This window comes from Agrobacterium sp. (assembly GCF_059499945.1).
Genome location: NZ_JCABZP010000019.1, coordinates 44,560 through 66,043 on the forward strand (window position 1 = coordinate 44,560; position 21,484 = coordinate 66,043).

22 protein-coding genes are annotated in these 21,484 nt (G+C 59.8%); 10 read left to right on the top strand and 12 right to left on the bottom strand.

Annotation, left to right across the window (positions count from 1 at the left end):
• Window positions 1-99: 99 nt before the first annotated feature.
• The 3 genes from trhO to AC5I5B_RS21735 all read right to left on the bottom strand — a co-directional run bounded on the left by trhO (window position 100) and on the right by AC5I5B_RS21735 (window position 2,640).
• The gene (gene trhO, locus AC5I5B_RS21725; protein ID WP_174055142.1) at window positions 100-1,044 is read right to left on the bottom strand and encodes an oxygen-dependent tRNA uridine(34) hydroxylase TrhO; all 945 of its coding nucleotides are present in this window, start codon (window positions 1,042-1,044) and stop codon (window positions 100-102) included.
• 215 nt (window positions 1,045-1,259) lie between these two features.
• On the bottom strand, window positions 1,260-2,168 hold the full coding sequence (locus AC5I5B_RS21730) for a CHAD domain-containing protein (protein WP_080867276.1): 909 nt from the start codon (window positions 2,166-2,168) through the stop codon (window positions 1,260-1,262).
• Window positions 2,152-2,640: a CYTH domain-containing protein gene (locus AC5I5B_RS21735; protein ID WP_174055143.1), complete on the bottom strand. Its 489-nt coding sequence runs from the start codon at window positions 2,638-2,640 to the stop codon at window positions 2,152-2,154. Before AC5I5B_RS21735 ends, AC5I5B_RS21730 begins: the two co-directional genes overlap by 17 nt.
• Window positions 2,641-2,810: 170 nt before the next feature.
• On the opposite strand from AC5I5B_RS21735, the gene AC5I5B_RS21740 reads away from it, so the two are divergent.
• Both AC5I5B_RS21740 and AC5I5B_RS21745 read left to right on the top strand, forming a co-directional pair.
• Window positions 2,811-3,449 (top strand): 2-dehydro-3-deoxy-phosphogluconate aldolase, encoded by a 639-nt coding sequence (locus AC5I5B_RS21740; RefSeq protein ID WP_003505453.1) that lies wholly within the window; start codon window positions 2,811-2,813, stop codon window positions 3,447-3,449.
• A 108-nt stretch (window positions 3,450-3,557) separates the two neighbouring features.
• On the top strand, window positions 3,558-4,253 hold the full coding sequence (locus AC5I5B_RS21745) for a tellurite resistance TerB family protein (protein WP_020812108.1): 696 nt from the start codon (window positions 3,558-3,560) through the stop codon (window positions 4,251-4,253).
• Window positions 4,254-4,344: 91 nt separating this feature from the next.
• Here the strand turns inward: AC5I5B_RS21745 and AC5I5B_RS21750 are convergent, their stop codons facing one another.
• Window positions 4,345-5,097 (bottom strand): hypothetical protein, encoded by a 753-nt coding sequence (locus AC5I5B_RS21750; RefSeq protein WP_336510257.1) that lies wholly within the window; start codon window positions 5,095-5,097, stop codon window positions 4,345-4,347.
• A gap of 223 nt (window positions 5,098-5,320) precedes the next feature.
• On the opposite strand from AC5I5B_RS21750, the gene AC5I5B_RS21755 reads away from it, so the two are divergent.
• Together AC5I5B_RS21755 and AC5I5B_RS21760 are read left to right on the top strand one after the other, a co-directional pair.
• A complete protein-coding gene (locus AC5I5B_RS21755) occupies window positions 5,321-6,007 on the top strand; it encodes a GNAT family N-acetyltransferase (RefSeq protein ID WP_003505455.1) in 687 nt (228 codons plus the stop codon).
• The gene (locus AC5I5B_RS21760; protein ID WP_174055145.1) at window positions 6,000-6,224 is read left to right on the top strand and encodes a hypothetical protein; all 225 of its coding nucleotides are present in this window, start codon (window positions 6,000-6,002) and stop codon (window positions 6,222-6,224) included. The genes AC5I5B_RS21755 and AC5I5B_RS21760 overlap by 8 nt, the downstream gene beginning before the upstream one ends.
• 20 nt (window positions 6,225-6,244) lie before the next feature.
• On the opposite strand, the gene AC5I5B_RS21765 is transcribed toward AC5I5B_RS21760, so the two are convergent.
• The 3 genes from AC5I5B_RS21765 to AC5I5B_RS21775 all read right to left on the bottom strand — a co-directional run bounded on the left by AC5I5B_RS21765 (window position 6,245) and on the right by AC5I5B_RS21775 (window position 9,215).
• Window positions 6,245-7,294 carry a nickel/cobalt transporter gene (locus tag AC5I5B_RS21765; RefSeq protein ID WP_174055146.1) on the bottom strand — a complete coding sequence of 350 codons (1,050 nt, stop codon included), beginning with the start codon at window positions 7,292-7,294 and terminating at the stop codon, window positions 6,245-6,247.
• A complete protein-coding gene (locus AC5I5B_RS21770; RefSeq protein WP_003505458.1) occupies window positions 7,288-7,929 on the bottom strand; it encodes a DUF1007 family protein in 642 nt (213 codons plus the stop codon). Before AC5I5B_RS21770 ends, AC5I5B_RS21765 begins: the two co-directional genes overlap by 7 nt.
• A 107-nt stretch (window positions 7,930-8,036) precedes the next feature.
• On the bottom strand, window positions 8,037-9,215 hold the full coding sequence (locus AC5I5B_RS21775) for a hypothetical protein (RefSeq protein WP_080867278.1): 1,179 nt from the start codon (window positions 9,213-9,215) through the stop codon (window positions 8,037-8,039).
• Window positions 9,216-9,484: 269 nt separating this feature from the next.
• Between AC5I5B_RS21775 and AC5I5B_RS21780 the strand changes: the two genes are divergently transcribed.
• The 3 genes from AC5I5B_RS21780 to AC5I5B_RS21790 all read left to right on the top strand — a co-directional run bounded on the left by AC5I5B_RS21780 (window position 9,485) and on the right by AC5I5B_RS21790 (window position 12,355).
• A complete protein-coding gene (locus AC5I5B_RS21780) occupies window positions 9,485-9,772 on the top strand; it encodes a hypothetical protein (RefSeq protein WP_003505460.1) in 288 nt (95 codons plus the stop codon).
• A gap of 542 nt (window positions 9,773-10,314) precedes the next feature.
• Window positions 10,315-10,962: an outer membrane protein gene (locus AC5I5B_RS21785; RefSeq protein ID WP_060724480.1), complete on the top strand. Its 648-nt coding sequence runs from the start codon at window positions 10,315-10,317 to the stop codon at window positions 10,960-10,962.
• 211 nt (window positions 10,963-11,173) lie between these two features.
• A complete protein-coding gene (locus AC5I5B_RS21790; RefSeq protein ID WP_035212912.1) occupies window positions 11,174-12,355 on the top strand; it encodes an MFS transporter in 1,182 nt (393 codons plus the stop codon).
• A gap of 189 nt (window positions 12,356-12,544) precedes the next feature.
• Here AC5I5B_RS21790 and AC5I5B_RS21795 read toward each other — a convergent pair whose 3' ends face one another.
• From AC5I5B_RS21795 to AC5I5B_RS21805, 3 genes are all read right to left on the bottom strand, one after another.
• Window positions 12,545-13,537: a WD40 repeat domain-containing protein gene (locus tag AC5I5B_RS21795; RefSeq protein WP_003505463.1), complete on the bottom strand. Its 993-nt coding sequence runs from the start codon at window positions 13,535-13,537 to the stop codon at window positions 12,545-12,547.
• 409 nt (window positions 13,538-13,946) lie between these two features.
• Window positions 13,947-15,047, bottom strand: coding sequence for a CobW family GTP-binding protein (locus AC5I5B_RS21800; protein ID WP_060727308.1), 1,101 nt, complete (start codon window positions 15,045-15,047; stop codon window positions 13,947-13,949).
• Window positions 15,048-15,160: 113 nt separating this feature from the next.
• Complete coding sequence (locus AC5I5B_RS21805; RefSeq protein WP_174055147.1) at window positions 15,161-15,961, bottom strand: creatininase family protein; 801 nt, start codon at window positions 15,959-15,961, stop codon at window positions 15,161-15,163.
• Window positions 15,962-16,040: 79 nt separating this feature from the next.
• On the opposite strand from AC5I5B_RS21805, the gene AC5I5B_RS21810 reads away from it, so the two are divergent.
• From AC5I5B_RS21810 to AC5I5B_RS21820, 3 genes are all read left to right on the top strand, one after another.
• Window positions 16,041-16,550 carry a MarR family winged helix-turn-helix transcriptional regulator gene (locus AC5I5B_RS21810; protein WP_060724477.1) on the top strand — a complete coding sequence of 170 codons (510 nt, stop codon included), beginning with the start codon at window positions 16,041-16,043 and terminating at the stop codon, window positions 16,548-16,550.
• Window positions 16,551-16,683: 133 nt separating this feature from the next.
• Window positions 16,684-17,706, top strand: a complete 1,023-nt coding sequence (locus tag AC5I5B_RS21815; RefSeq protein ID WP_003505469.1) for a LacI family DNA-binding transcriptional regulator — start codon at window positions 16,684-16,686, stop codon at window positions 17,704-17,706.
• Window positions 17,707-18,069: 363 nt separating this feature from the next.
• Entirely contained in the window at window positions 18,070-19,032 is a 963-nt protein-coding gene (locus AC5I5B_RS21820; RefSeq protein WP_174055148.1) for a 2-hydroxyacid dehydrogenase, read from the top strand.
• Window positions 19,033-19,261: 229 nt separating this feature from the next.
• Here the strand turns inward: AC5I5B_RS21820 and AC5I5B_RS21825 are convergent, their stop codons facing one another.
• Both AC5I5B_RS21825 and iolB read right to left on the bottom strand, forming a co-directional pair.
• Window positions 19,262-20,389 carry a Gfo/Idh/MocA family protein gene (locus AC5I5B_RS21825; RefSeq protein ID WP_153316115.1) on the bottom strand — a complete coding sequence of 376 codons (1,128 nt, stop codon included), beginning with the start codon at window positions 20,387-20,389 and terminating at the stop codon, window positions 19,262-19,264.
• A gap of 237 nt (window positions 20,390-20,626) precedes the next feature.
• On the bottom strand, window positions 20,627-21,439 hold the full coding sequence (gene iolB / locus AC5I5B_RS21830; protein ID WP_112977763.1) for a 5-deoxy-glucuronate isomerase: 813 nt from the start codon (window positions 21,437-21,439) through the stop codon (window positions 20,627-20,629).
• Window positions 21,440-21,484: the final 45 nt, after the last annotated feature.

Here is a 21,484-nt window from a genome sequence, read left to right on the forward strand (position 1 = left end):
GAGAGTGCCGCCCATTTTATTCTCCCCGGCGGGGAGAAGAAATACGCGGCACCCGCTCAATCGAACCCCGGCCCCTGTGCATTCTGATGCTGACCCGGTTTACCGTCCCAGATGCTGTTCGCCGCGCTTCTTTGCCAGTTCGATCTGCTGCTGCCGGTCGCGGAACCGCTGGCGGTCCTCATCGTTGCGCTCGTCGTAACAGCTTGGGCAGGAGACGCCTTCCTCGAATTTGGGAGACAGGCGTACTTCCGGCGTGATCGGGTTGCGGCAGGCGTGGCAGAGCTCATGATCGCCTTCGGCAAGGCCGTGGACAACGGAGACACGCTCGTCGAACACGAAGCAGGCGCCTTCCCACAGGCTTTCTTCTTCCGGCACCTCTTCCAGATATTTCAGGATGCCGCCCTTGAGGTGATAGACCTCGTCGAAACCCTGCTCCTTCATGAAGGCGGTGGCCTTTTCGCAGCGAATGCCGCCGGTGCAATACATGGCGATCTTCGGCTTGTTGTGCAGGCCGGGATTGTTCTTCACCCAGTCGGGAAACTCGCGGAAGGTTTTGGTCTTCGGATCGACCGCGCCCTTGAAAACGCCGATGGCGGTCTCGTAATCGTTGCGGGTGTCGATGACGATGGTATCCGGATCGGAGATCAGCTCGTTCCAGTCGCGCGGCTCGACATAGGTGCCGACGATGCGGTTCGGATCGATATCAGGCACGCCCATGGTGACGATCTCTTTCTTGAGCTTCACCTTCAGCCGCACGAAGGGCATGTGCGAGGCACGGCTTTCCTTGTGCTCCAGCGCGGCAAATTCCGGCTGGGCGCGCAGGAAGGAGAGCACGGCGTGAATGCCCGCATCCGGCCCGGCAATGGTGCCGTTGATGCCTTCGGCGGCAAGCAGCAGCGTGCCCTTGACGCCGTTCTTCTGGCAGAGCTCGAACAACGGCTCGCGCAGGCTCTCGAACCGCGGCAGGCGGGCGAAATGATAAAGCGCGGCCACAAGGAAATCACCAGAGGTTTCCGGGCGGGGGAGAATGGTCGTGTCGGTCATGGGCGCTGAAATACAGCGACGGCGGCCGCAAAGCAATATTTATCAACGGGTCCGGTCATTTTGAAAATCGTCAAATCGGGAGGGTTTGGGGGCTTCCAGCCGACGCGCGTCTGCGCGGCGGAGAGAGTCTTTTCAGCCCGAGGACTTGGGCGGGCTGGATTCCGGCTCAAGGCCGGAATGACGGAGGTGAGGGAGCACCGAACGAGACGTTTGGGCTACTTCGCCGCCCGCCGCCACAGCAGGCCGATGATGCGGCTTTCGGTGCGGGCGGATTCGGAAAACACCTCGCCTGCCAGCGCAAGGCCTTCCGTGCGCAGCGCCTGCTGCCGCTGGATGATGGCGTCGAGCAGCAGAGCCAGCCGCTCGCCATTGCCGAAACGGTCCGGCTCGCGGTCGGCGACGGCGGCGAGAACCGAAAGATCGTGCTCGTGACCAAGAATGTCGACCAGCCGCTTGGTATCGGCCCGCTTGGCGCGCATGGCGGAAGGCCAGAGGCGGCGCATCAGGCCGAGATGCATCCAGTAGGCCTGCCCGGCCTTGCGCAATTCGTGGAAATGTTCGACGTCGGCCTGCTCGTGGCAATCGGTGAGCGCCTTGCGTGCCCTTTTTCGCTGTTTCGCCCAGGCGGTTCTTATCAGCCGGGCGGTGTCTTTCAACTCATCCGGCAGCGACAGGGCCTCGAGCTTCCTGCGCGCTTCCCCGCAGCCGGCGATGGCGGCGGCAATGGCCTCGTCGAGGCCGGCCTCATGTTCTATGGCGTCGTCGCGGCGCTTGCGCAGCATCGCGGTGATCGATCGCAGCGCTTCGCCCTGCGCGTCCGAGCGCGCGAAGGTCTCGAGATATTCCGCCGTCTCCACCAGCGCCGTCGCATCCCGCGCAAAGGCGAGGGAGCGGGCGATATCGCGAATACGGGCATTTTCCTCGCGGCCGAAATCCGGCGCCGCCTCGCGGATCAGGCGGTAGAGGGCGCGCAGCCGCTTGAAACGCTTGCGGGCGTCATGCACCGCCTCGTGCGATCCCGACGACTGGTCGCGCAGGATCGTGATCGTATCGTCGATCAGTTCCAGCCCGGCGCGACGGATTTCGTCGTCGAAGGGCTTTTTCGGATCAATTCTGAAGGGCATCCGACAGGTCTCCGTTCGGACAGTCCATGGCGAGCGACTGGTTGGAGAAGCGCTTGTCTCCGGTTACTTCCCGGCCAAGCCAGGACGGCAGAGCGGGATCGGCATTCTCGTCATGCATTTCCACTTCCGCCACGACCAGCCCGTGATATTTCCCTTCGAAAACATCCACCTCCCAGGTGAAGCCGCCGTGATCGACGGTGTGGCGGGTTTTCTCGATCACCACGCCCGGCGCGCTTGCCATCAGCTCTTCGGCATCCTTGAGGGGTATGGAATATTCATATTCGTCGCGGACAAGCGCGCTTGCGCCGATCTTGATGGTCAGGGTCGCGTCACGCTGGTCGACGATCCTCACCCGAACCGAACGGTCTTCCACCGAGGCGACATATGCCTGCCGGAAAGCCATGCTATGCGTTACCTCATTACGCCATTCACCGCCTGCAACCAGAAACTTCCGTTCAATTTCCTTGGCCATGCTGTCTCCGCGAACTGGTGCTGCAGATTATCGCACTATGACATTATGATGAAGCGAATTGATTGAAGTATCTGGATAAAAATGCGGCTGGCGCGCCTCGACATGAAAGCCGAGGCAGGCTAATCCGTAGACGGAATTTCAATCGTTTCAAACGCGCAAGGAGGCTCATCTTGGCCCAGGACTCCGAAAAACTGCTCTCCATCCTCAAGCTCCAGCCGGTCGTGCCGGTGCTGATCGTGGATGACGCCGCTTCCGCCGTGCATTTGGCGCGCGCTTTGGTCGCAGGCGGCCTGAAGGCGATCGAGATCACCATGCGCACGCCGGCGGCGCTGGATGCCATCCGCGCGGTTGCGGCGGAAGTGGAAGGCGCGCATGTCGGCGCCGGCACCATTCTCAACGCCCGGGATTTCGAAGCGGCGGCCGAAGCCGGCTCCACCTTCATCGTCAGCCCCGGCATCAATAAAAGCGTGCTGGAAGCCGCGCGCGGTTCCAAGGTACCGCTGCTTCCGGGTGCGGCCACAGCCAGCGAAGTCATGGCCCTGCGTGACGAGGGTTATAAAGTGCTGAAGTTCTTCCCGGCCGAACAGGCTGGCGGCGCACCTTACCTCAAGGCGCTGTCTTCACCGCTCGCCGGCACCGTGTTCTGCCCGACTGGCAGCGTGTCGCTCAAGAACGCCAATGATTATCTCTCCCTGCCGAACGTCGTCTGCGTCGGCGGTTCCTGGGTTGCCCCGCGCGAACTGGTGGCGACCGGCGACTGGGCGGGCATCACCAAGCTTGCTGCCGAAGCCGCGGCACTGCGCGCCTGATTTGCGTCCCGTCAAACCCGTTCACGAAGGCGTGAGCGGGTTTGACATTTGTATTCGGCCCACGACTTCCTATCTCCCCTGTAGATTTGACCTTTACAGGAGATTTTGATGTTCGACGCCAAGAAGCTTCTTGAACAATTCCTCGGCTCTCAGGTGCCGGGCCTTTCGGGAAGCGTCCGTGACAGAGCCGGGCAGGCCGCCGATATCGCCAAGAACAATCCCCTGAAGGCCGGTGCCCTTGCCGCCGCAATTCTGGGCACCAAGACCGGCCGCAAGCTCGCCGGCAATGTCGCCACCATCGGCGGTGTCGCCGCCATCGCTGGCCTCGGCTATCTCGCCTACAAGAATTACAAGTCTGGCCAGGCCCCGGAAGCTGCGCCGAAACCCGAGCCGGAGCTTCTCGCCCCGCCCACAGATTCCGCCTTCCACCCGCAATCACCGGCCCTTTCCAATGATTTTGCGCTGAAGCTCATCCAGGCGATGATCGCGGCCGCTAAGGCGGATGGTCATATCGATGAGAAGGAGCGCGCCAATATCATGGACAAGGTGCAGGTCTCCGGCATCGATGACGAAGCGGAGCGGTTCCTCGAAAAGGAACTGGCCGATCCGCTCGACATCGACGCGCTGGTGGCCGCCGCCCGCACGGAGGAGCAGAAGGTGGAGCTTTACACCGCCTCGCGCCTTGCCATCGAGGCCGATACGCGGGCGGAGCGGGGGTATCTCGACCTTCTTGCCGGGCGGCTCGGGTTGCCGGATGCGCTGGTGGACCATATCGAGGCGACGGTGGTGGCTGCGAAGGTTTGAGAGTAAAAAGGGCTGCAGGGTTCAGTGGCGCAGGCGAAAAAGTTGCCTGCGCAGTGACCTTACGTTGGCTTCGGGCGAGGGTTTGCTAGGTCTATTCGTCCGGTAGATCAATAACGGAATGAACATGCATGAGAGCATAAGCAGCGGCTTTGTCTCCATGATATTTAACTGCGACGTCTACAATGAAGCCCTTTTTGAAAATATTGTCATCGGCCTCGCGAACCTCTTTTTTGATTTGTTGCTCTGCCATTTCGGATGCGTAAACGAGTGAGACGGGTTTATCCGAAATTTCTTGAATCTTTACTTTTTCGCCTGACGGCTTGCCAATATTTGCGTCATTGATGTCACTCCGAGTGAAGACCATTAGAACTCTAGTAAATGTCTCTGACGCTTTGGCCTCTATTTCTCTTCGTCTAATCTGTATAGATTTTTCAGCTTGACGAGCTTCCGTCGTGTTGAAGCGAAATGATGCTCTGATCTTTTGCTTTCCGTCCTCAAAAGTTGCCGCTTCCAAAGTTGCGCTAGCATTTGGGTCTTTCGCAATCGCCGCGACCGCTGCTGTGAAGTCTTTCAGCTCGCTTTTTGTATCCGGCAACAATTCCGGTTTTCCTGCCACAAGACCGGAAATCCTATTGCCCCACCGCCGGACGAAATCTTCAACGATCATTATTTGATCGATTTGCGAAATAAATGGAGCAGCTATGGCAAACGCGGGAATTAGCTCCGCTACTATTGAGCCCGTCCGAATATCTTTGATAAAAAATTCGTTGTCCGATTTTAAGTCAGGATGATCTTCTTTTAAGTAGCGCGCAAATTCGTTTCCCAATGAGACGAATTGTCCCACGAAATCTCCAAGTTCAATTGGTTCGCGTGTCGATATCGTTAGCGTCAGTAAAACTGGAATCTCTCTCATTGGTTGAGATTAGCTATATTACACTATTTGTCACCACGTCTATTTTCCGTCACAGCAGAATATTTCGCCGCGGACGTGTTTTGCACCGCTTTGCGACAGGCTTGTCATCTGCCCGTGGCTGCCCTAATCCTTCTCCCAGCAAATGGGGAAGAGAATGCGCGATCTGAGTGATTTTAGGGGATGTCCGCCGCCGCAGCCGGTGGTGCTAAAGGGCCGTTACGTCACGGCCGAGCCGTTTGATCGCGAAAAACACCTCGCAAGGCTCTGGTCAGCCCTTGGCGGCGAGGGCACCAATGCGCTTCTCAAATATTTCCCGCAAAACGCCTTCCCTGATGCCGACGCCTTTGGCGACTGGCTCATCGGCGCGGGGCAGAAGCTTAACTGGGTCACGCTGGTCTTCGTGGAAAATGCCACTGGCGATATCGTCGGCATGGCGAGCTATATGCGGCCCGATCCGGCCAATGGCGTGGTCGAGGTCGGCTCCGTCGCCCATGGCGCGAAGATGAAGCGCTCGCCTCTTGCCACCGAAGCGCATTACCTGATGGCGAAACATGTTTTCGAGGATCTGGGGTATCGCCGTTACGAGTGGAAATGCCACAATGAAAACGAACCCTCCAAGATCACGGCGAAGCGTTATGGCTTCACCTTCGAGGGCGTTTTCCGCCAGCACATGATCTCGAAAGGCCAGAACCGCGATACGGCGTGGTTTTCGATGATCGACGGCGAATGGCCGCTGATCGGCAAGGCCTTTGAAGCGTGGCTTTCGCCTGACAATTTTGCAGCCGACGGGGCGCAGAAGCGCAAGCTTGAAGATATCCGCGCGGAGCTTGCCAATGCCTGAAAAACCGACATCAGGGAAAAAGGACTGGTCGCCGGCAATTGCCGCCGCCCTCATTATCGTCGGTTTCGGGCTCGTGTTCTTCGTCATGCCTGATATCATGTTGTGGCTGGGCGATTATTCGCCCTGGCTCGCCGCCGCCTTCGGCGCGGTTGCCGTGCTGTGTTTCTTCCTGCTGTTCTGGCTGCGCGCCCGTTACCAGCGCCGCCGCGACGGTTAGGCCACTTTATTGGACACGCTCTAGAGCTGAAGCGAAGCGCCGAGCAGCAGTAGTCCCATGATCAGCACGAAAAGCGCGCCGGCGATTTCGATCGCGTGGCTGATGCCGGCCGCCTTGCGGCTGCCGGGGCCGGCGAAACGCACGGCGAGCCCCTTGGCCGAGACGGCCATGATGGCGAGAGCCGACACCGTTATGGCGGTGCCGAGCGACATGGCGAGCACGGAGAGCACGCCGCCGAGATAAAGCCCGTTGAGAAGCGCGAAGCTCATGACGATGATCGCGCCCGAGCATGGCCTGAGGCCGACCGCGATGATGGCCGACCATGCTTCATGCAGGCTGAAGTTCTTGCCCTTCAACAGCATGGGGTCGGGCGCATGGGATTTTCCGCAGGCGTTGCAGAGATCACCCGTGCCGTTATGCTCATGATCCGCGAAAACCGGCTTGCCCTGAAAGCGTAGCCCCGTGCCCATGCCGGTGGTTCTGCCGGCCGTGGCTTCACCCGCCGTGGCAAAAACGGGGACGGGTTCCCGCCGGATGCGCAGTGACCAAAGCTTCCGCACCAGGAGCCAGGCGCCGAACAGCGCCACCATGGCGAAGCTGGCGATCTCCATCGCCTGCGTCGCCTTGGTCATGGTGATGGAGGTGCCGCGCAGCACCAGCCAGGCCGCCCCAACAAGGCCGATGGCCATCAAGCCCTGAATGAGGGCCGAGACGAAGGAAATGAGAATGCCGCGTTTCAGCTGCGTTTCATTGGCGATCATGTAGGATGAAATGACCGCCTTGCCGTGGCCGGGACCGGCGGCATGGAAAACGCCATAGGCAAAGGAAAGGCCGATCAGCGAGCCGAGCGCCCAGCCATCCTCGCGCATGGCCTTCAGCGCGCCGGTCAGTGCCCGGTAAAACATCTGCTGGTGCACGTTGATCCATTGCATCAGCGGTGCGAAGGGGCCGCCGACGGAAAAGGAAGGCTCGGCCGAGCCGATGCCGAGCGGCGACTGCGCATGGGCGACACCGGCCACGGCGATGAGGCCGATGGCGACGGCGGCAAGGCATGCCCTGCGGCTCAGCATGAGACCTCCAGCCGGGTGGCGAAGAGCTTGGTCATGTCGGTGCCGGTCGGATCGTTGAAAAAGGCGTCGGTCAGCGAACCCTGGTTCTGCGAGATTACCTCGTCGGGATCAGGGCGGACGATATGATGCTTGCAGGCATTCAGATCCTTGCCCTGTGTCGCGATATCGCTGTCCTTGGCGAAATCGATCGCCGTATACATGGTCGGATCCCAGGCGCCGAAGCTGAGCTTGCCCTTGACGGCGAGCGGCTTGGTCGGCTTCACGGAGAAGAACATCAGGATCTGCTGGTCCTTGTAGTCCACGTGAATGGCGTCGGGCTTGGAGAACTCCACCGGTTTTCCATTGGCGGTGATGAAGGTGTAATAGGAATATTCGGCGAGCGATTCCAGCACCGTATTGCCGATCTCGGCCAGCTCGTCCTTGTCCAGCTTCAGATCGCTGTTCTTGTCGTAATCCATCACCACGCTTGCCGAAAACATCTCGTCGAAACGCCAGATATTGCGCACTTCCTGAACGGTGCCGTTCGGCCCCTCGACGATTTCCATGCGGGCTTCGGCAAAGATGTGCGGATGCGCAGCCGCCGCGACGGGAACGCAGGCGAGGCCGGCCGCGAGGAGCAAAAAGCGTCTGTTCATTATCCGGTCTGTCCTGCCTTCGAATCTTGAAGACCCGACTCTAGCAGAAATTGGGACCGAATTTCGACCTGATGCGTCTGATCCTTCGCGCGGGCCGTCAAGGGATTTCAGAAGGTGCCGCTGAAACGCGACGTGATGCTGGAGCCGCTATAAGCGAGGTCGGTCTCGCGCTCACCATGCAGCAGGCGGTTGAACTCCAGCTCCAGCTTGCTGTTCTTGCCGGTATCGAAGGACAGCGTGGCGACCAGCCTGCGCTCGCTGGTATCGTAATTATAATAGATCCAGTCCTTGTGGACCCGGTTCAGGGCAAGATCGAGCCCGACCTTTTCGGTGAGCCTGCTTTTCACGACGAGTTGCCAGCGACGGTGAAACTCGGCGATCGGATCATCCGGATCGAAAAGCGCATAGTCCTGCGAATAGCCGACGCCGAAGGCGATGCGCTCGGTGGCCTTCACCTCGGCTTCGGCCCGGAGATAGGGGCGGGTACGCTTTACCTGGTCGCTGATCTCGTCACCGGAAATGGATGTGAAGCCCGCCTCGGCCAGAACCGCGAAACGATCGGAGAACTTGTAACCATAGGCCAGCGAGCCGCGCAGCGTATTGGCAGGGAAACGTTCATATTTCTCCTGCTGCCCCTCGGGCACGACGATACGGTCATAAGCAAGCGTCAGGCCCGCCTCGCCGCCGGCCAGCGGCCGCGCATGTTCGGCCTTCAGCGATAAAAGCGCCTCGTTTGCCTCCAGCCGGGTGGGCATGAAATAGGCCGGACGGAACCGCGCCTTGCCCTTCATCAGGCTGGCAAAGCTTGCCGTCAGCGTGTTCTTGCCGCCGAGCGCAAGGATGCCGAGCTGGGAAGAGGCCTCCAGCTTGTGATCGAGCTGCCGGTAACCAATGTCTTCTTCGGGCAGATGCAGGAAGATGTCGCCGGCATCGCTGCGGGTGCCGCGCAGCTCGATGGCCCATTCCAGCTTTTCGGAAAACCGTTTCGTCAGCCCCAGCGCCGCGATGGTGTTGTGTTCATTGGCGAAGCGGTAACGGGGGAGACGGACCTCCTCGTGTTCGAGCGAATAACGCAGCTCCGCACCATCAAGCACGACCTTGCCGTTGAGTCCGAAGCCGGCACGCAGCGAAATTGCGCTCAGCCTGTTGGTGTCGGCGAAATAATTGGTGTCATAAGCAATGCCGGACTTATAGGTGACATTATGTTCATCGGCTTTTTCACCCGCCCATGCGCCGCAGGCGCAGGCAAGGCCGAGAACAAGCGCGATATATCCCCCCAGCCGCATTCGCATCTCCGGTCGCTAATTAAGCAATATCTTATATTTGGATGGTTAATAAAGTCTCCTGCGCCGTTTTACTTTCGCAACCGAAATTCAGTGCGCCAATACCGAATAGAGGTGGCGGATTCCATAATAAGATATGTAAAATTCTATTAAAATCACTAGTATTAAAGTTAACTTTTTATTGTAATATTAGCCTTTGCTTGAATTAGAATCCTCTAAATATACAGTTCAGTTACGCCAGATGGCGTGATCAAACAAAAGAGGAGAGAGAAATGATTGCAAAGTTCGCTTGTGTAGCCGCTATTCTTACTGTTGCTTCCGTTGGTCAGGCCAATGCGGGCGGTCTTCTGGGTGGCATCCTGTCCGGCAACAGCAACAAGGGCGGCGCCCTTGTCGTCGTCTCGCCGAGCATCGATCTCGGCGTCAGCGGCATCCTGTCCAATAACGGGATTCTGAACGGCAACAAGACCGGCATCCTGAACGGCCTGCTGAACGGCAACAAGACGTCAGTCGATGTCATCGACAACAAGAATGACGGCGGCAAGAAGCGCCGGCACTAACTGAAATTTGGAACGGGATGGCGAAACCATCGGGCTTTTCTCCGTCCCGCTCCAACGGGACAGCTCGAAAATCATCAGGGATTTTCGACACAGACGATGCGCAGCGCATAAGCCGGCAATGACCCTCGAGTTGCGTGTGTTTGACGCATGGCATTTCCGGCAAGAACAAACGGCGCATCGCATGACTGGAAGGGGGCCTTGCGGCCCTCTTTTTTTTATCCGTGTTACCGACATGGCGGCCCCGCACAAAAGTGCCTGACGACCACTACTCATGATAGTTTTGTGAAGTCGTGAGAGCCCTTTTGCGTCAGGGCGGATGCCGTGTGAATGTCCGCGTAAATTCCGATTTATATTTGGTAAATATTGCAGATATTAATCGAAATACGTTCCATGGCGGTGTTTTTGCCTAAGCTATTTACGCGATTTTAACCATGATGTTCTTCAATCTGTGGGTGCGCTAACCCCGTCATGATGCTGCGCTTCTGGTCGCGAAATACTCGCAGCCCGCAGGTGACGGGATGTTATTTTCAAGGAGCTATCGCATGTTGAAACAATCTCTTCTCGCGCTCGGCCTGCTCGGCGTTCTCTCCGGCGTGGCCGCTGCCGCCGACGCCGTCGGCGACATTCCGTCCGCACCTGTTGTCAACGACGTTGCGCCTGCCTTTTCCTGGGATGGTGTTTATCTCGGTGCGTCTGCGGGTTACGGCTGGAACCGGGTCAAGTCGACGACTTTTGGCGTCACCACCAAGCATGAATTTGACGGCGGCCGTTTTTCCGGCTTCGCAGGCTATAATGCCGAAGTTGCCCCTTCCGTCATTCTCGGCGTCGAGGGTGATCTCGGCTACGCCTGGGGCGACAAGACCATCGTCACCAGCGAGGTTTCTGCAGGCCTGAACGGCTCTGCGCGTCTGCGCGCCGGTTACGCAATCGACCGCGCGCTGATCTATACCGCCGCCGGCTACACCGCGACGGACAGCGAAGTCAAAGCGCCGTTCGGTGAGGACAGCAAGGTCCTGCACGGCTGGACGGTTGGCGCAGGCGTCGACTATGCCTTCACCAACAACCTGTTTGGACGCGTCGAATATCGTTACAACGACTTCGGCAAGGCAACCTACCATACCGGTCCGATCACTTCGACCGGCGATGTCAGCGAACACGTCGTCAAGGTTGGCCTTGGCGTGAAGTTCTGACGGTTATTCCGTTTTCGACAGGGGGCGGCGCAGCGTTGCGACGCCCCACACGCCTGATGCGGCGGTGCTGGCATCGGTCCAGCGGACGCTGAAGACGTTCCGCAGGAAATCAAAACGCACATTGCCTTTCGCGCAGGCTTGAACAGCGGGCCGTTTTGATGTGATGGTGGGTTCCAATCCACTCCCGCTTGCCAGTCTCCAGTCGATTCCCATGCTACAGAAAAGCACTTCGCCGGGCGCTTTTGACCGTCAGGCCTATTTGATCGCGTTGCTGGTTTTCATCGCCGGCAGCACCAATGCCGCCATCGTACCGTTTATCGGTTTTTACATCATTCAGGTGCTCGGCCATCCGCCGGCGACACTCGGTCTCTACAGCGTGACGGCGATGGTGGCCTCGATCGTCGCCAGCCGTCTTTATGGCGAGCGGGTGGATGCCGGCGTGCGGATCAAGCCGCTGCTCATGCTCTCCATTGCAGGTGCTTTCGTGGCGGCGGCGGCCGCGAGTTTCGGGCATCTGGCGCTGCTGGTGGCGGTAACGGCGACGGGCATGGGGCTTTCCAACGCCGCCACCACCCTCGTCTTCAGTTATGGCCGGTATCACGGCCGGGTGGAGGCGCTCGATACCACTGCTTATAACGCCTTCCTCAGAATGATGGTGTCGCTGGCCTGGATGTTGCTGCCGGCCGCAGCCTTTCTGATCGTCGATTTCGCCGGCGCAAAAGCTGTCTTCGTGAATGCGATGCTGATGGCGGCCATCTGGGGGGCGCTTGCGCTTGCCATCGTGCCGCGTGGGCAGACTTGCCCGATGGAGCGGCGGGATGAGGGCGGAGCCGATGCGGGGCGAAACCTGCCGCTGCTGATGGCGGCGACGGCCAGTTTCTGCATGTCTTTCGCCCATGCTCTCTGCGCCTCGGCCCTGCCGGTATTTCTGGTGCGTGAGGTGGGCCTGCCGGATTATGCGCCGGGCCTGTCGCTCAGCGTCAAATGCGCCATGGAAGTCCTGCTTATCCTGCTTGCGCCGAGGATCATGCGCCGGATCAGCGCGCGGCTGCTTCTGAGCATCGCGGCGGTGACGGCGATCGTTGCTTTCAACATCATCGCTTCGGTCACGACCCTGCCGGCCATGCTGGTGGGGGCTGCCATGGAAGGTTCCTATTACGGCCTTTTCGCCGGCACATCTCTCACCTTCGTGCAGGGCTTTGCCCGCGGGCGCACGGCGCGGGCGACGGCGCTCTACATGAATTCGATCTTCCTTGCAGCACTTTTTGCGGTGCCGCTGATGGGGTTCGTGTCGCAATATGCAAGCTTCGGCACCTCGATCCGGCTTGCTTCGGTCGGTGCGGGTGCTGCGCTGCTGCTCTTGTTTCTGACGCGGCGGCAGGTGGCGGATTAGGGTGTTCGGGCGGGGGTAGGGAGGATTTCATCTGGCCTTGCGGCCCGATCATCCCTCATTCCTGTGCTTGTCACAGGAATCCAGTCAGCCCAAGTCCTTGGGCTGAAAAAAAGAGGTCTCTCGCCGCGCAGACGCGCGTCGGCTGGATTCCTGTGACAAGCACAGGAATGAGGGGCAGGGTGTTGGCCCTCACGCCGAAATATCGATGATCCCGCAATCGCCCGCTTCCGAGGCGAAGGCGAGCAGCTTGCCGGTGGCGCTCCAGTCCATGGCTGTAATGGCGCCCTTGCCGGGGCGGCGAAGCAGGGCTTCCTTGCCGTCGGCCAGGCGCACACCAAGAATCATACCGTCGATGAAGCCGATGGCGAGCACGTCTTCCACGGGGTGGAAGGCGACATTGGTGACCATGATGTTGGCGCGGCTGCCGAGTTCTTCCGGAGCCTTGCCCATCGGGCCGTCCTTGCCGGCAAATGGCCAGACAATGGCGGCTGGCGCACCTGATGAGGCGAGCCATTTGCCCTTTGCCGACCAGGAGATGGATTTCACCTTGGCGGGATAACCGGTCATGCGCATGTGGCGGGCTTCCATGCCGCCCTTGGTTGCTTCCATCTTCCAGCCATGCAGTGCATTTTCCTGCATGGTGGTGACGAGGAACTTGCCATCGGGCGAGAAGGTGACGCCGGTATGCGCGCCCTTCCATTCCAGATCGACCGGATCGCCCGCACTTGCCACCCAATGCAGTGTCACGCCGTTATAACGGGCAACAGCAATGCGCAGGCCCTTGGGCGCAAACGCGATGGCCTCCACCGTGCGCTCTTCCTTGAATTCCTTGACCGTACCGTCGGATAGCCGCACGAAGCTGGACTTGCCGACGCCATAAGCCACCGCCTTCTGCGGCCCGCCGGCAACGACGCCGACCCATTTGCGCGGCACATTGGCGAGCTCACTGATGCTGCCATCATGGCCGATGCGCAGCACACGGCCGTCTTCGCCGCCGGAAAGCAGCGTGGCGCTGTAGGGATCGCGAATGCAGGTCAGAAGCCCGTCATGCGCCTGCGTCACCTTCTCGCCGCCATCCAGGCGGTGAATGGTGCCGGCGGCGGTGGCAAACAGGGGAATGTCGCCGAGAAAATGGGTCGAGACCACGTGGCCTTCGATATCAAGCGGGGCAACAGTCGGCATGGGGCGCATCGGTCTTTCGTATCTGTGTCTGGTGGGGCGACGATATCGACCCCGGCGGCAGGCATGGTTCTAGAGCATTTCCGGCAAAAGCGGAACCGCTTTTACGTTCGCACGATTCGTGAAATCAAGGAGATAGACCGCTTTGTAGTGGAGGAATCCACGGCATACGGCACCATGATTTTACAGGACGTGCATCTCCCTGTCCCTCATTCCTGTTCCCCGGGACAAGCCCGAGGATGTTACAGGAATCCAGCCGACGCGCGTCTGCGCGGCGAAAAACTCCTCTCAGCCCAAGGACTTGGGCTGGCTGAATCCCTGTGACAAGCACAGGGATGAGGGGCGGTGAGCGCATCCGAATGACGGAAGCGGCGTCACCCCGGCGCAACGCCGGGGTACCGAAGAGAGAGGGTCAGGCCGTCGCGAGGCAGGCGTTGAAGCTCTTTTCCAGCTTTTCGCGGTCCAGTTCGCGGCCGATGAAGACGAGGCGGCTTTCGCGCTTTTCGTCTTCCTTCCACGGGCGCTGGTGGTCGCCCTCGATGATCATGTGCACGCCCTGCACCACGTAACGCTCCGCATCACCCTTGAAGGCGATGATGCCCTTGAGGCGCAGAATGTTGGGGCCGTCTGTCTGGGTGACCTTCTGGATCCACGGGAAGAACCGCTCGGGGTTCATCTCACCGCCGCGCAGCGAGACCGACTGCACCGTCACGTCATGGATCGGGGAGGCCGCGCCATGGTGGTGGTGATCGTGCCCATGGTCGTGATGCCCGTGATCGTGGTCATGGTCATGATGATGGTGGTCGTGGTGATGATGATCGCAATCGGGGCCGCAGGCATGATCCTCATGGCCGTGCTCGAGGAAATGCGGATCGTTTTCCAGCGCGCGCTCCAGATTGAAGGCGCCCTGATCGAGAACCCGGGCAAGATCAACACCGGAACGGGTGGTCTTGTAGATGCGCGCGGACGGGTTGATGGCGCGGACGATATCCTCGATGCGGGCCACTTCCTCAGGCGAAACGAGGTCGGTCTTGTTGACGACGACGACATCGGCAAAGGCGATCTGGTCTTCAGCCTCGCGGCTGTCCTTCAGGCGCAGCGGCAGGTGCTTGGCATCGACCAGCGCCACAACGGCGTCAAGCTCGGTCTTGGCGCGCACGTCGTCATCCATGAAGAAGGTCTGGGCGACGGGCACCGGATCGGCAAGGCCTGTCGTTTCGACGATGATGCCGTCGAAACGGCCGGGCCGGCGCATCAGGCCTTCCACGACGCGGATCAAATCGCCGCGCACCGTGCAGCACACGCAGCCATTGTTCATTTCGTAGATTTCTTCATCAGACTCGACGATCAGATCGTTGTCGATGCCGATCTCGCCGAATTCATTGACGATGACAGCGTATTTCTTGCCGTGGTTCTCGGAGAGAATGCGGTTGAGAAGCGTCGTTTTGCCGGCGCCGAGATATCCCGTCAGGACGGTGACTGGAATGGGCTTGGCTGGTGCTGTTTCGGTCATGGAAAACCCCGCGTGGAGAGAGGCTATCAAGCCTCAGGAAGATGTGTCGTCGTCCATATAGGCGCGACGCCCTGGCAGTTCAAAGAGATTTTGGCCGAATTCGGCCATGTCACTCAAATTTTGTTATGAAATAACGTTATGTCAAAAGCGTGGATATCTTCAAGCAGTTCGACAAGGCCATTCACAGCGTGGGAAATCAGCCTTTCGCCCTTTTCCACTGTCGCGGCGGCGGCGTTTCCGGCAGCCCCGTCAGGGTTGAGATCGCTCATCAGCCAGCCGAAGGCGTGTGGGCCATAGGCGCGCAGGTGTTTGAAGCGGCTGGCGAAATCGCTCTGGCGGGAGGGAAAGTCGGCGGCCTTTTGCATCGCCACCCGCTCGGGGTGAAGCGCCAGCATGACCGATGTCTCGATATCGCCGCCATGAATATCGATCGCCTTGTCCTCCGGCTTCACGATATCGGCCGGCACGCCGAAACGGGTCCAGCTTGTGGCGACCGCCAGCATGCCGAAACGGGCGCGGGCCTCGGTGGCGACAATGGTCATCAGCGGTGAATTGCCGCCATGGGCGTTCAGCATCACGAATTTGCGCACGCCCTTTTTATATTCCGCTTCTGCGATGCCGAGCCAGCGCTCGATGGCCTCATCGTAACGCAAGGTCTTGGTGCCCGGCACATTCATGTGTTCGATGGAATAGCCGACCGGTTCCACCGGCAGGAAGGAGACGGGCAGATGGCCGGGCAGGGCGGCGGCGAGACGGGCGACAATGCCTTCGGCAATCAGCGTATCGGTCTCGAATGGCAGGTGAGGGCCGTGCTGTTCATGCGCGCCGAGCGGCAGCACGGAAATTGCACCTGTTGCGCGAAGATGAGGGTCTGTTACGTTTTCGTCGTGATAATGCGTGTATGAGTTTGGCATCTGGCAGTCCGCACGTGTATTCGGTAAGGATTTCCAGCAACATATATCGGTTCCGCCACAGGGTAAAAGGCACTCGCATATGAGCAAGGACAAATCCGGGCATAAGGACAAAGGCGCCAAGAAGGAAAAGGGCAGCAAGAAGGTAAAGGACGCCAAAAAGAGGGATGAGAACTTCAATCCCGAGGAGCTGGCGCAATCCATTACCCAGGCCGCCCGCTCCATGCGCACGGCGCTGAGCCACAGCCTTGCCGAAAGCGGGCTTTATGCCGGGCAGGACGGCGTCATCCTGGCGCTGGCGCAGGAAGGCAGCCTGACGCCGGGCCAGATCGCCCAGAAACTCGGCGTCAAGGCGCCCACCATGACGCGCACCATCGGCCGCATGGAAGCCCAGGGTTTCGTGGAACGCAGCGGCGACGACGAGGATGGCCGCGTGACGCTGGTGAAGCTGACGGAAACGGGCCTGAAAAGCGTCGATCACATCAACACCTCGATAGCCGATTGCGGAGCGAGGGCGATTGAAGGGCTTTCGGCCAAGGATATTCGCAACGTTGTTAAACTTCTCAAGGCAATCGACGCCAATCTTCAATAATTTTGTTGAAATTTTTAAAAGAACCATCTGTTTTGTGGGTATTCCTTAAACGGGTTGCGGATTTTGTTTAAATTGTTTAATTGCAATTTAAACGGAGACATCCGTCAGTGACACGCGTTTGGGGAGGAATGCCGTGGCCCAAAAGGTCAAACTGTCTACGATTGCCGAAAGCCTCGGTCTTTCGACCGCCACCATCTCTCTTGCATTGCGCGATAGCCCGCTGGTCGCTGCCGACACGCGGGACAAGATCAAGGAACAGGCGCGGGCGCTGGGTTATATCTATAACCGCCGCGCCGCCAGCCTGCGCACCTCGCGCTCCGGCATTGTCGGCGTGGTATTCCATGATGTGATGAACCCGTTTTACGGGGAAATCCTCAAAGCCATCGAAAGCGAGCTGGACCGCAGCCGCCAGACCTTCATTCTTTCCAACCATTATGATTCGGTGGAAAAACAGCGCACCTTCATCGAGACGCTGCTGCAGCTCGGTTCCGACGGCATCATCATGTCGCCCGCCATCGGCACGCCGATCGAGGACATGACGCTGGCCGAAGAAAACGGCATGCCCGCCATTCTGGTGGCGCGCTCGATGGACGGCGTCGACATGCCGACCTATCGCGGCGATGACAGCTACGGCATTTCGCTCGCCACCAACCATCTCATCAGCCTCGGTCACCGCACCATCGCCATGGTTGGCGGCACCGACCAGACCTCGACCGGCCGTGACCGTTACCAGGGTTACGTCAATGCGCTGCGCAAGGCCGGCATCGAGGTTGATCCGAACCTGCGCATTCCCGGCCCCCGCTCCAAGCAGGGCGGGTTTGAAGCGGCGGTGCATTTCCTGTCGCTGCCGCAGAAGCCGACCGCCGCCGTCTGCTGGAACGATCTCGTCGCCATCGGTCTGATGAACGGCATTTCCCGCGCCGGTCTGGTGCCGGGTGTCGATATCTCGGTAACCGGCTACGACGATCTGGAGGAAGCGGCCATCGCCACGCCGGCGCTGACCACCGTTTCCAACGGTCAGGCCGAGGTCGGGCGCTTAGCGGCGCGCGCGCTGCTGGACAGGCTGGCGGGCAGCCATGAGCCTGACGGCATTCACCTCATCAAGCCGGAAATGCGCATCCGCCAATCGACCGGGCCGGTGCGGCCGCGGGTGTGAGCTCGTTTGCGACTCTGAGCCCGCTGACCGCGCGTCCATAGTCGTCGTCGGCGTTTCCTTCCCCCGTCATACCGGCCTTGAGCCGGTATCCAGCCAGCCCAAGTCCTTGGGCTGAAAGGATTGTTTTCGCCGCGCAGACGCGTGTCGGCTGGATTCCGGCTCGAGGCCGGAATGACGAAACTATATAGCGACGCCGCAAAAAAATCGGCATGAAACTTCCGTCTGCCCCCATAGCATCCCCTTATTGCCCTTTTCACGGCCGCCGTTGTTTGAAAAGATCGCCGCCCAGAGGAGTGGTATGGCGAGCAGTTCGCTTGAAAGCCACTCCGGCTATCGGAATGTTATCAGGAGGAATATCCGCTCATGTCTGACAAAAAGGCCGTCGTTCTCGTTCCCGGCAAGATAAACCCGCGCGTTCTTGAACGCCTCGAAGGCAAGGTCGAGATCGTGACAGTGCCTGCCGGCGCCGAGCCGGTTCTGCCTGAGGGTGCGGCGGAGCGCATCAATGCCGTCGCCGTTTCCGGCGTCGTCAACGCCCAATGGATCGATGCGTTGCCGAAGCTGGAGATCATCGCCAATTTCGGTGTGGGTTATGATGGCGTGGATGCCAAACATGCCGCCACGCGCGGCATCGTGGTGACGAATACGCCTGATGTGCTGAACGACGAGGTGGCCGATACGACGATTGCGCTTTTGATCAACACCGTGCGCCGGCTCTATCAGGCCGAAACCTGGCTGCGTGACGGCAAATGGGTTGGCGAAGGGCCGTTTGCCCTCTCTCCCTTCTCGCTTCGCGGCCGCAAGGTTGGCCTGTTCGGCATGGGCCGCATCGGCCAGGAAATCGCCAAGCGGCTGGAGCCCTTCAAGGTGGAGATCGGCTACCACACCCGCAGCAAGCGGGATGGCCTCTCCTATACCTATTACGGTTCGCTGAAGGAGATGGCGGAAGCTGTCGATATCCTGATCTGCATCGTGCCCGGTACGCCGGAAACGCATAAGGCAATCAACGCCGAAATCCTGACGGCGCTTGGGCCTGAGGGCGTGTTCATCAATGTCGGGCGCGGCTCCAGCGTTGATGAGGATGCGCTGCTTGAGGCGCTTAAAAGCGGTGCTTTGGGGGCTGCCGGTCTCGACGTGTTCTATGCCGAGCCGAAGGTGCCGGAAGCCTTCCTGTCGCTGCCGAATGTCTCCCTGCTGCCGCACGTCGCCTCCGCCTCGGTTCCGACGCGCAATGCGATGGCCGATCTGGTTGCGGATAATATTCTCGGCTGGTTCAGGGATGGCAAGGTGCTGACGCCGGTGCCGGAAACGCCGGTGAAGGGGTGAGGTTCCGGCGATACTATGATGGGCTGCGGGAGACAGCCCATCCAGGTTTCTAAGAATGCGCCAACCTCTCATCCATCATCCTCGGGCTTGACCCGAGGATCCACAAGCCGTTGCAGTCGATGGATCCTCGGGTCAAGCCCGAGGATGACGTCGAGTGCAAAGGTTCAATGGTCATGTTCGAGAACGGAGAGAGGGCTCGGCGTCAGCTAGGACGCTTTTACGCCAACCCCTATTCCGCAATCTCCTCCGCCGTCACCCAGCGCCCTTCGGCAAACGAACGGGCCATGGCGTGGATGCTGCGCTCGATCTTCAGCCCTTCCTCGAAATCGATGATATGGGCCTTCTTTCCCTCGATCGCCGCTATCAGTTCGCGGCATTCGATCACCTTCAGATCATTGAAGCCGAGGCCGTGGCCGGGGGCGGGGATGAAGCGGTCATAGGGCTTGTGGTGGGGCGCAGCGAGGATGGTTCTGAAACCCTGATCCTCGGGGCGTCCATCCGTGGTGTAGAGCTGGAATTCGTTCATCCGCTCCTGGTCGAACAGAATCGAGCCGGTGGAGCCATAAATCTGGATGGCGATGCGGCCCTTGCGGCCCCAGGCGGAGCGGTTGGCGATGAGCACGGCGGAAATGCCGCCCTCAAGCTTCAAGAGAACGCTGGCAAGATCATGCGTCTCGACGGCGCGCTCGCCGCCGCCGGCAAGCGGGCGAGTCTCATAGGGTTTCACCATATCGGTGATGGCGCTTTGTGCGTGGCCGAACAGGGCAAAGAGCAGCGACAGCGGGTGAACGGCGAAATCATCCAGCGCGCCGTAACCGGAGGACGCCTCGCTCTTCCAGTAGAAGGGCTGGGTGGCATCGGCCATGAAGTCCTCATCCATCTCGGCGCGGACATGGTAGACCCTGCCGATCGCGCCTTCGTCGATCAGGCGGCGCATGTGGCGGATCATTGGGTTCTGGATGTAGTTGTAGCCCATCGCCGCCGCCTTGCTCGACCGGCGGGCCGCATCGCGCATCTTCACCGCGTCAGTAAAGGCGGGCGCCATCGGCTTTTCGCACCAGACATGCTTGCCGGCCTCAAGGGCGGCAATGGCCATGTCCGGATGGAACGCATTCGGCGTGGTGACCGAGATGACGTCGATCTCGGGATCGGACAGCAGATCGCGCCAGTTGCCTGTCGAGCGGGCAAAACCGAACTCGTCGGCTTTCTTTGCGGCAAGCTCGGGATTGACTTCCGCGAGCGTCACGAGGCGGGGGCGTTCCACATCGCCGAAGACGCTGGTGACATTGTTCCACGCCAGCGCGTGGCATTTGCCCATGTAACCGGTGCCGATAAGGCCCACGCCAAGAGCGGCCATGCTATTCTCCTCCCGAAATTATATTAATTAATTCAATTCGTTAATTGCGTTTGTTGTGTGCCGAGACAGTCTCAAGACGTATCTTCGCGCACTCCCTCATTCCTGTGCCTGTCACAGGAATCCAGCCGACGCGCGTCTGCGCGACGGAAAGACTCCTTTCAGCCCAAGGACCTGGGCTGGCTGGATCCCTGTGACAGGCACAGGGATGAGGAGGTTGCGGTTTTTGCCTGAAATGCCTTACGGATTATCCCGCTTGAAAATCCAGTCGTGATCCGGGTGGTTCTTGAAGCGCCATTTACGCATCGGCCCCGCCATCACGTTCAGATAATACATCTCGTAACCATAGGGCGCGCCGCAGGGGTGATGGCCCTTCGGGACGAGCACGACATCGCCATCCGACATCGCCATGGTCTCGTCCAGCGAGCCGTCTTCGGTAAAGACGCGCTGGAAGCCGAAACCCTGCGCCGGGTTCAGCCGGTGATAATAGGTCTCTTCCAGATAGGTCATGTCGGGGTAGTTATCCTCATCATGCCGGTGCGGCGGATAGGACGACCAGTTGCCTGACGGCGTGAAGACCTCCGTTACCAGCAGGCTGTCGGCCACGTCGCGCTCTTCCATGGCGATGGGGAAGATGTAACGCGTATTGGCGCCCTTGCCGCGTTCGGTCAGCTGCACACCGGCGGGGCCGATCTGCTGCGCCTCGCGGCTGCCTTTTTCGCCGGGTGCGGTGCAGACGCCGACGGTGCAATCACTCGTGGCCGTCAGCGACCATTCGGAGCCGGCGGGAACATAAACGCAATGGGGCGGCTTGCGCTCGAACACGTTCATGCGGTCGCCAAGTTCGCCGAACTCCTTGCCGCCTGCGGAAATCGTCGCCTTGCCTTCGACCAGCACGAGGATGACTTCCGTATCGCCGGTGCTTTCCGCCGCCGTCTCGCCCGGCTTCAGGCGGTAGAGGCCGAAACCGACATAACCCCAATCCGCGCTTTGGGGCGTGATATCGTGCACCTTGCCGCTTGTCGCGACCGGCTTGCGCAGAAGTGAGGTCATGGTGGTGTTCCTTTTCGTGAGTAGCACAAACATGTCATTCGGTAG

What these genes read in the sequence shown, in the direction of transcription:
- AC5I5B_RS21780 (WP_003505460.1), top strand. Translation starts at nt 9,485, where the DNA reads ATGATTGCAAAGTTCGCTTGTGTAGCCGCTATTCTTACTGTTGCTTCC.
- AC5I5B_RS21785 (WP_060724480.1), top strand. Translation starts at nt 10,315, where the DNA reads ATGTTGAAACAATCTCTTCTCGCGCTCGGCCTGCTCGGCGTTCTCTCC.
- AC5I5B_RS21790 (WP_035212912.1), top strand. Translation starts at nt 11,174, where the DNA reads ATGCTACAGAAAAGCACTTCGCCGGGCGCTTTTGACCGTCAGGCCTAT.
- AC5I5B_RS21795 (WP_003505463.1), bottom strand. Translation starts at nt 13,537, where the DNA reads ATGCCGACTGTTGCCCCGCTTGATATCGAAGGCCACGTGGTCTCGACC.
- AC5I5B_RS21805 (WP_174055147.1), bottom strand. Translation starts at nt 15,961, where the DNA reads ATGCCAAACTCATACACGCATTATCACGACGAAAACGTAACAGACCCT.
- AC5I5B_RS21820 (WP_174055148.1), top strand. Translation starts at nt 18,070, where the DNA reads ATGTCTGACAAAAAGGCCGTCGTTCTCGTTCCCGGCAAGATAAACCCG.
- AC5I5B_RS21735 (WP_174055143.1), bottom strand. Translation starts at nt 2,640, where the DNA reads ATGGCCAAGGAAATTGAACGGAAGTTTCTGGTTGCAGGCGGTGAATGG.
- AC5I5B_RS21745 (WP_020812108.1), top strand. Translation starts at nt 3,558, where the DNA reads ATGTTCGACGCCAAGAAGCTTCTTGAACAATTCCTCGGCTCTCAGGTG.
- AC5I5B_RS21825 (WP_153316115.1), bottom strand. Translation starts at nt 20,389, where the DNA reads ATGGCCGCTCTTGGCGTGGGCCTTATCGGCACCGGTTACATGGGCAAA.
- AC5I5B_RS21760 (WP_174055145.1), top strand. Translation starts at nt 6,000, where the DNA reads ATGCCTGAAAAACCGACATCAGGGAAAAAGGACTGGTCGCCGGCAATT.
- AC5I5B_RS21770 (WP_003505458.1), bottom strand. Translation starts at nt 7,929, where the DNA reads ATGAACAGACGCTTTTTGCTCCTCGCGGCCGGCCTCGCCTGCGTTCCC.
- AC5I5B_RS21765 (WP_174055146.1), bottom strand. Translation starts at nt 7,294, where the DNA reads ATGCTGAGCCGCAGGGCATGCCTTGCCGCCGTCGCCATCGGCCTCATC.
- AC5I5B_RS21800 (WP_060727308.1), bottom strand. Translation starts at nt 15,047, where the DNA reads ATGACCGAAACAGCACCAGCCAAGCCCATTCCAGTCACCGTCCTGACG.
- AC5I5B_RS21810 (WP_060724477.1), top strand. Translation starts at nt 16,041, where the DNA reads ATGAGCAAGGACAAATCCGGGCATAAGGACAAAGGCGCCAAGAAGGAA.
- trhO (WP_174055142.1), bottom strand. Translation starts at nt 1,044, where the DNA reads ATGACCGACACGACCATTCTCCCCCGCCCGGAAACCTCTGGTGATTTC.
- AC5I5B_RS21730 (WP_080867276.1), bottom strand. Translation starts at nt 2,168, where the DNA reads ATGCCCTTCAGAATTGATCCGAAAAAGCCCTTCGACGACGAAATCCGT.
- AC5I5B_RS21775 (WP_080867278.1), bottom strand. Translation starts at nt 9,215, where the DNA reads ATGCGGCTGGGGGGATATATCGCGCTTGTTCTCGGCCTTGCCTGCGCC.
- iolB (WP_112977763.1), bottom strand. Translation starts at nt 21,439, where the DNA reads ATGACCTCACTTCTGCGCAAGCCGGTCGCGACAAGCGGCAAGGTGCAC.
- AC5I5B_RS21755 (WP_003505455.1), top strand. Translation starts at nt 5,321, where the DNA reads ATGCGCGATCTGAGTGATTTTAGGGGATGTCCGCCGCCGCAGCCGGTG.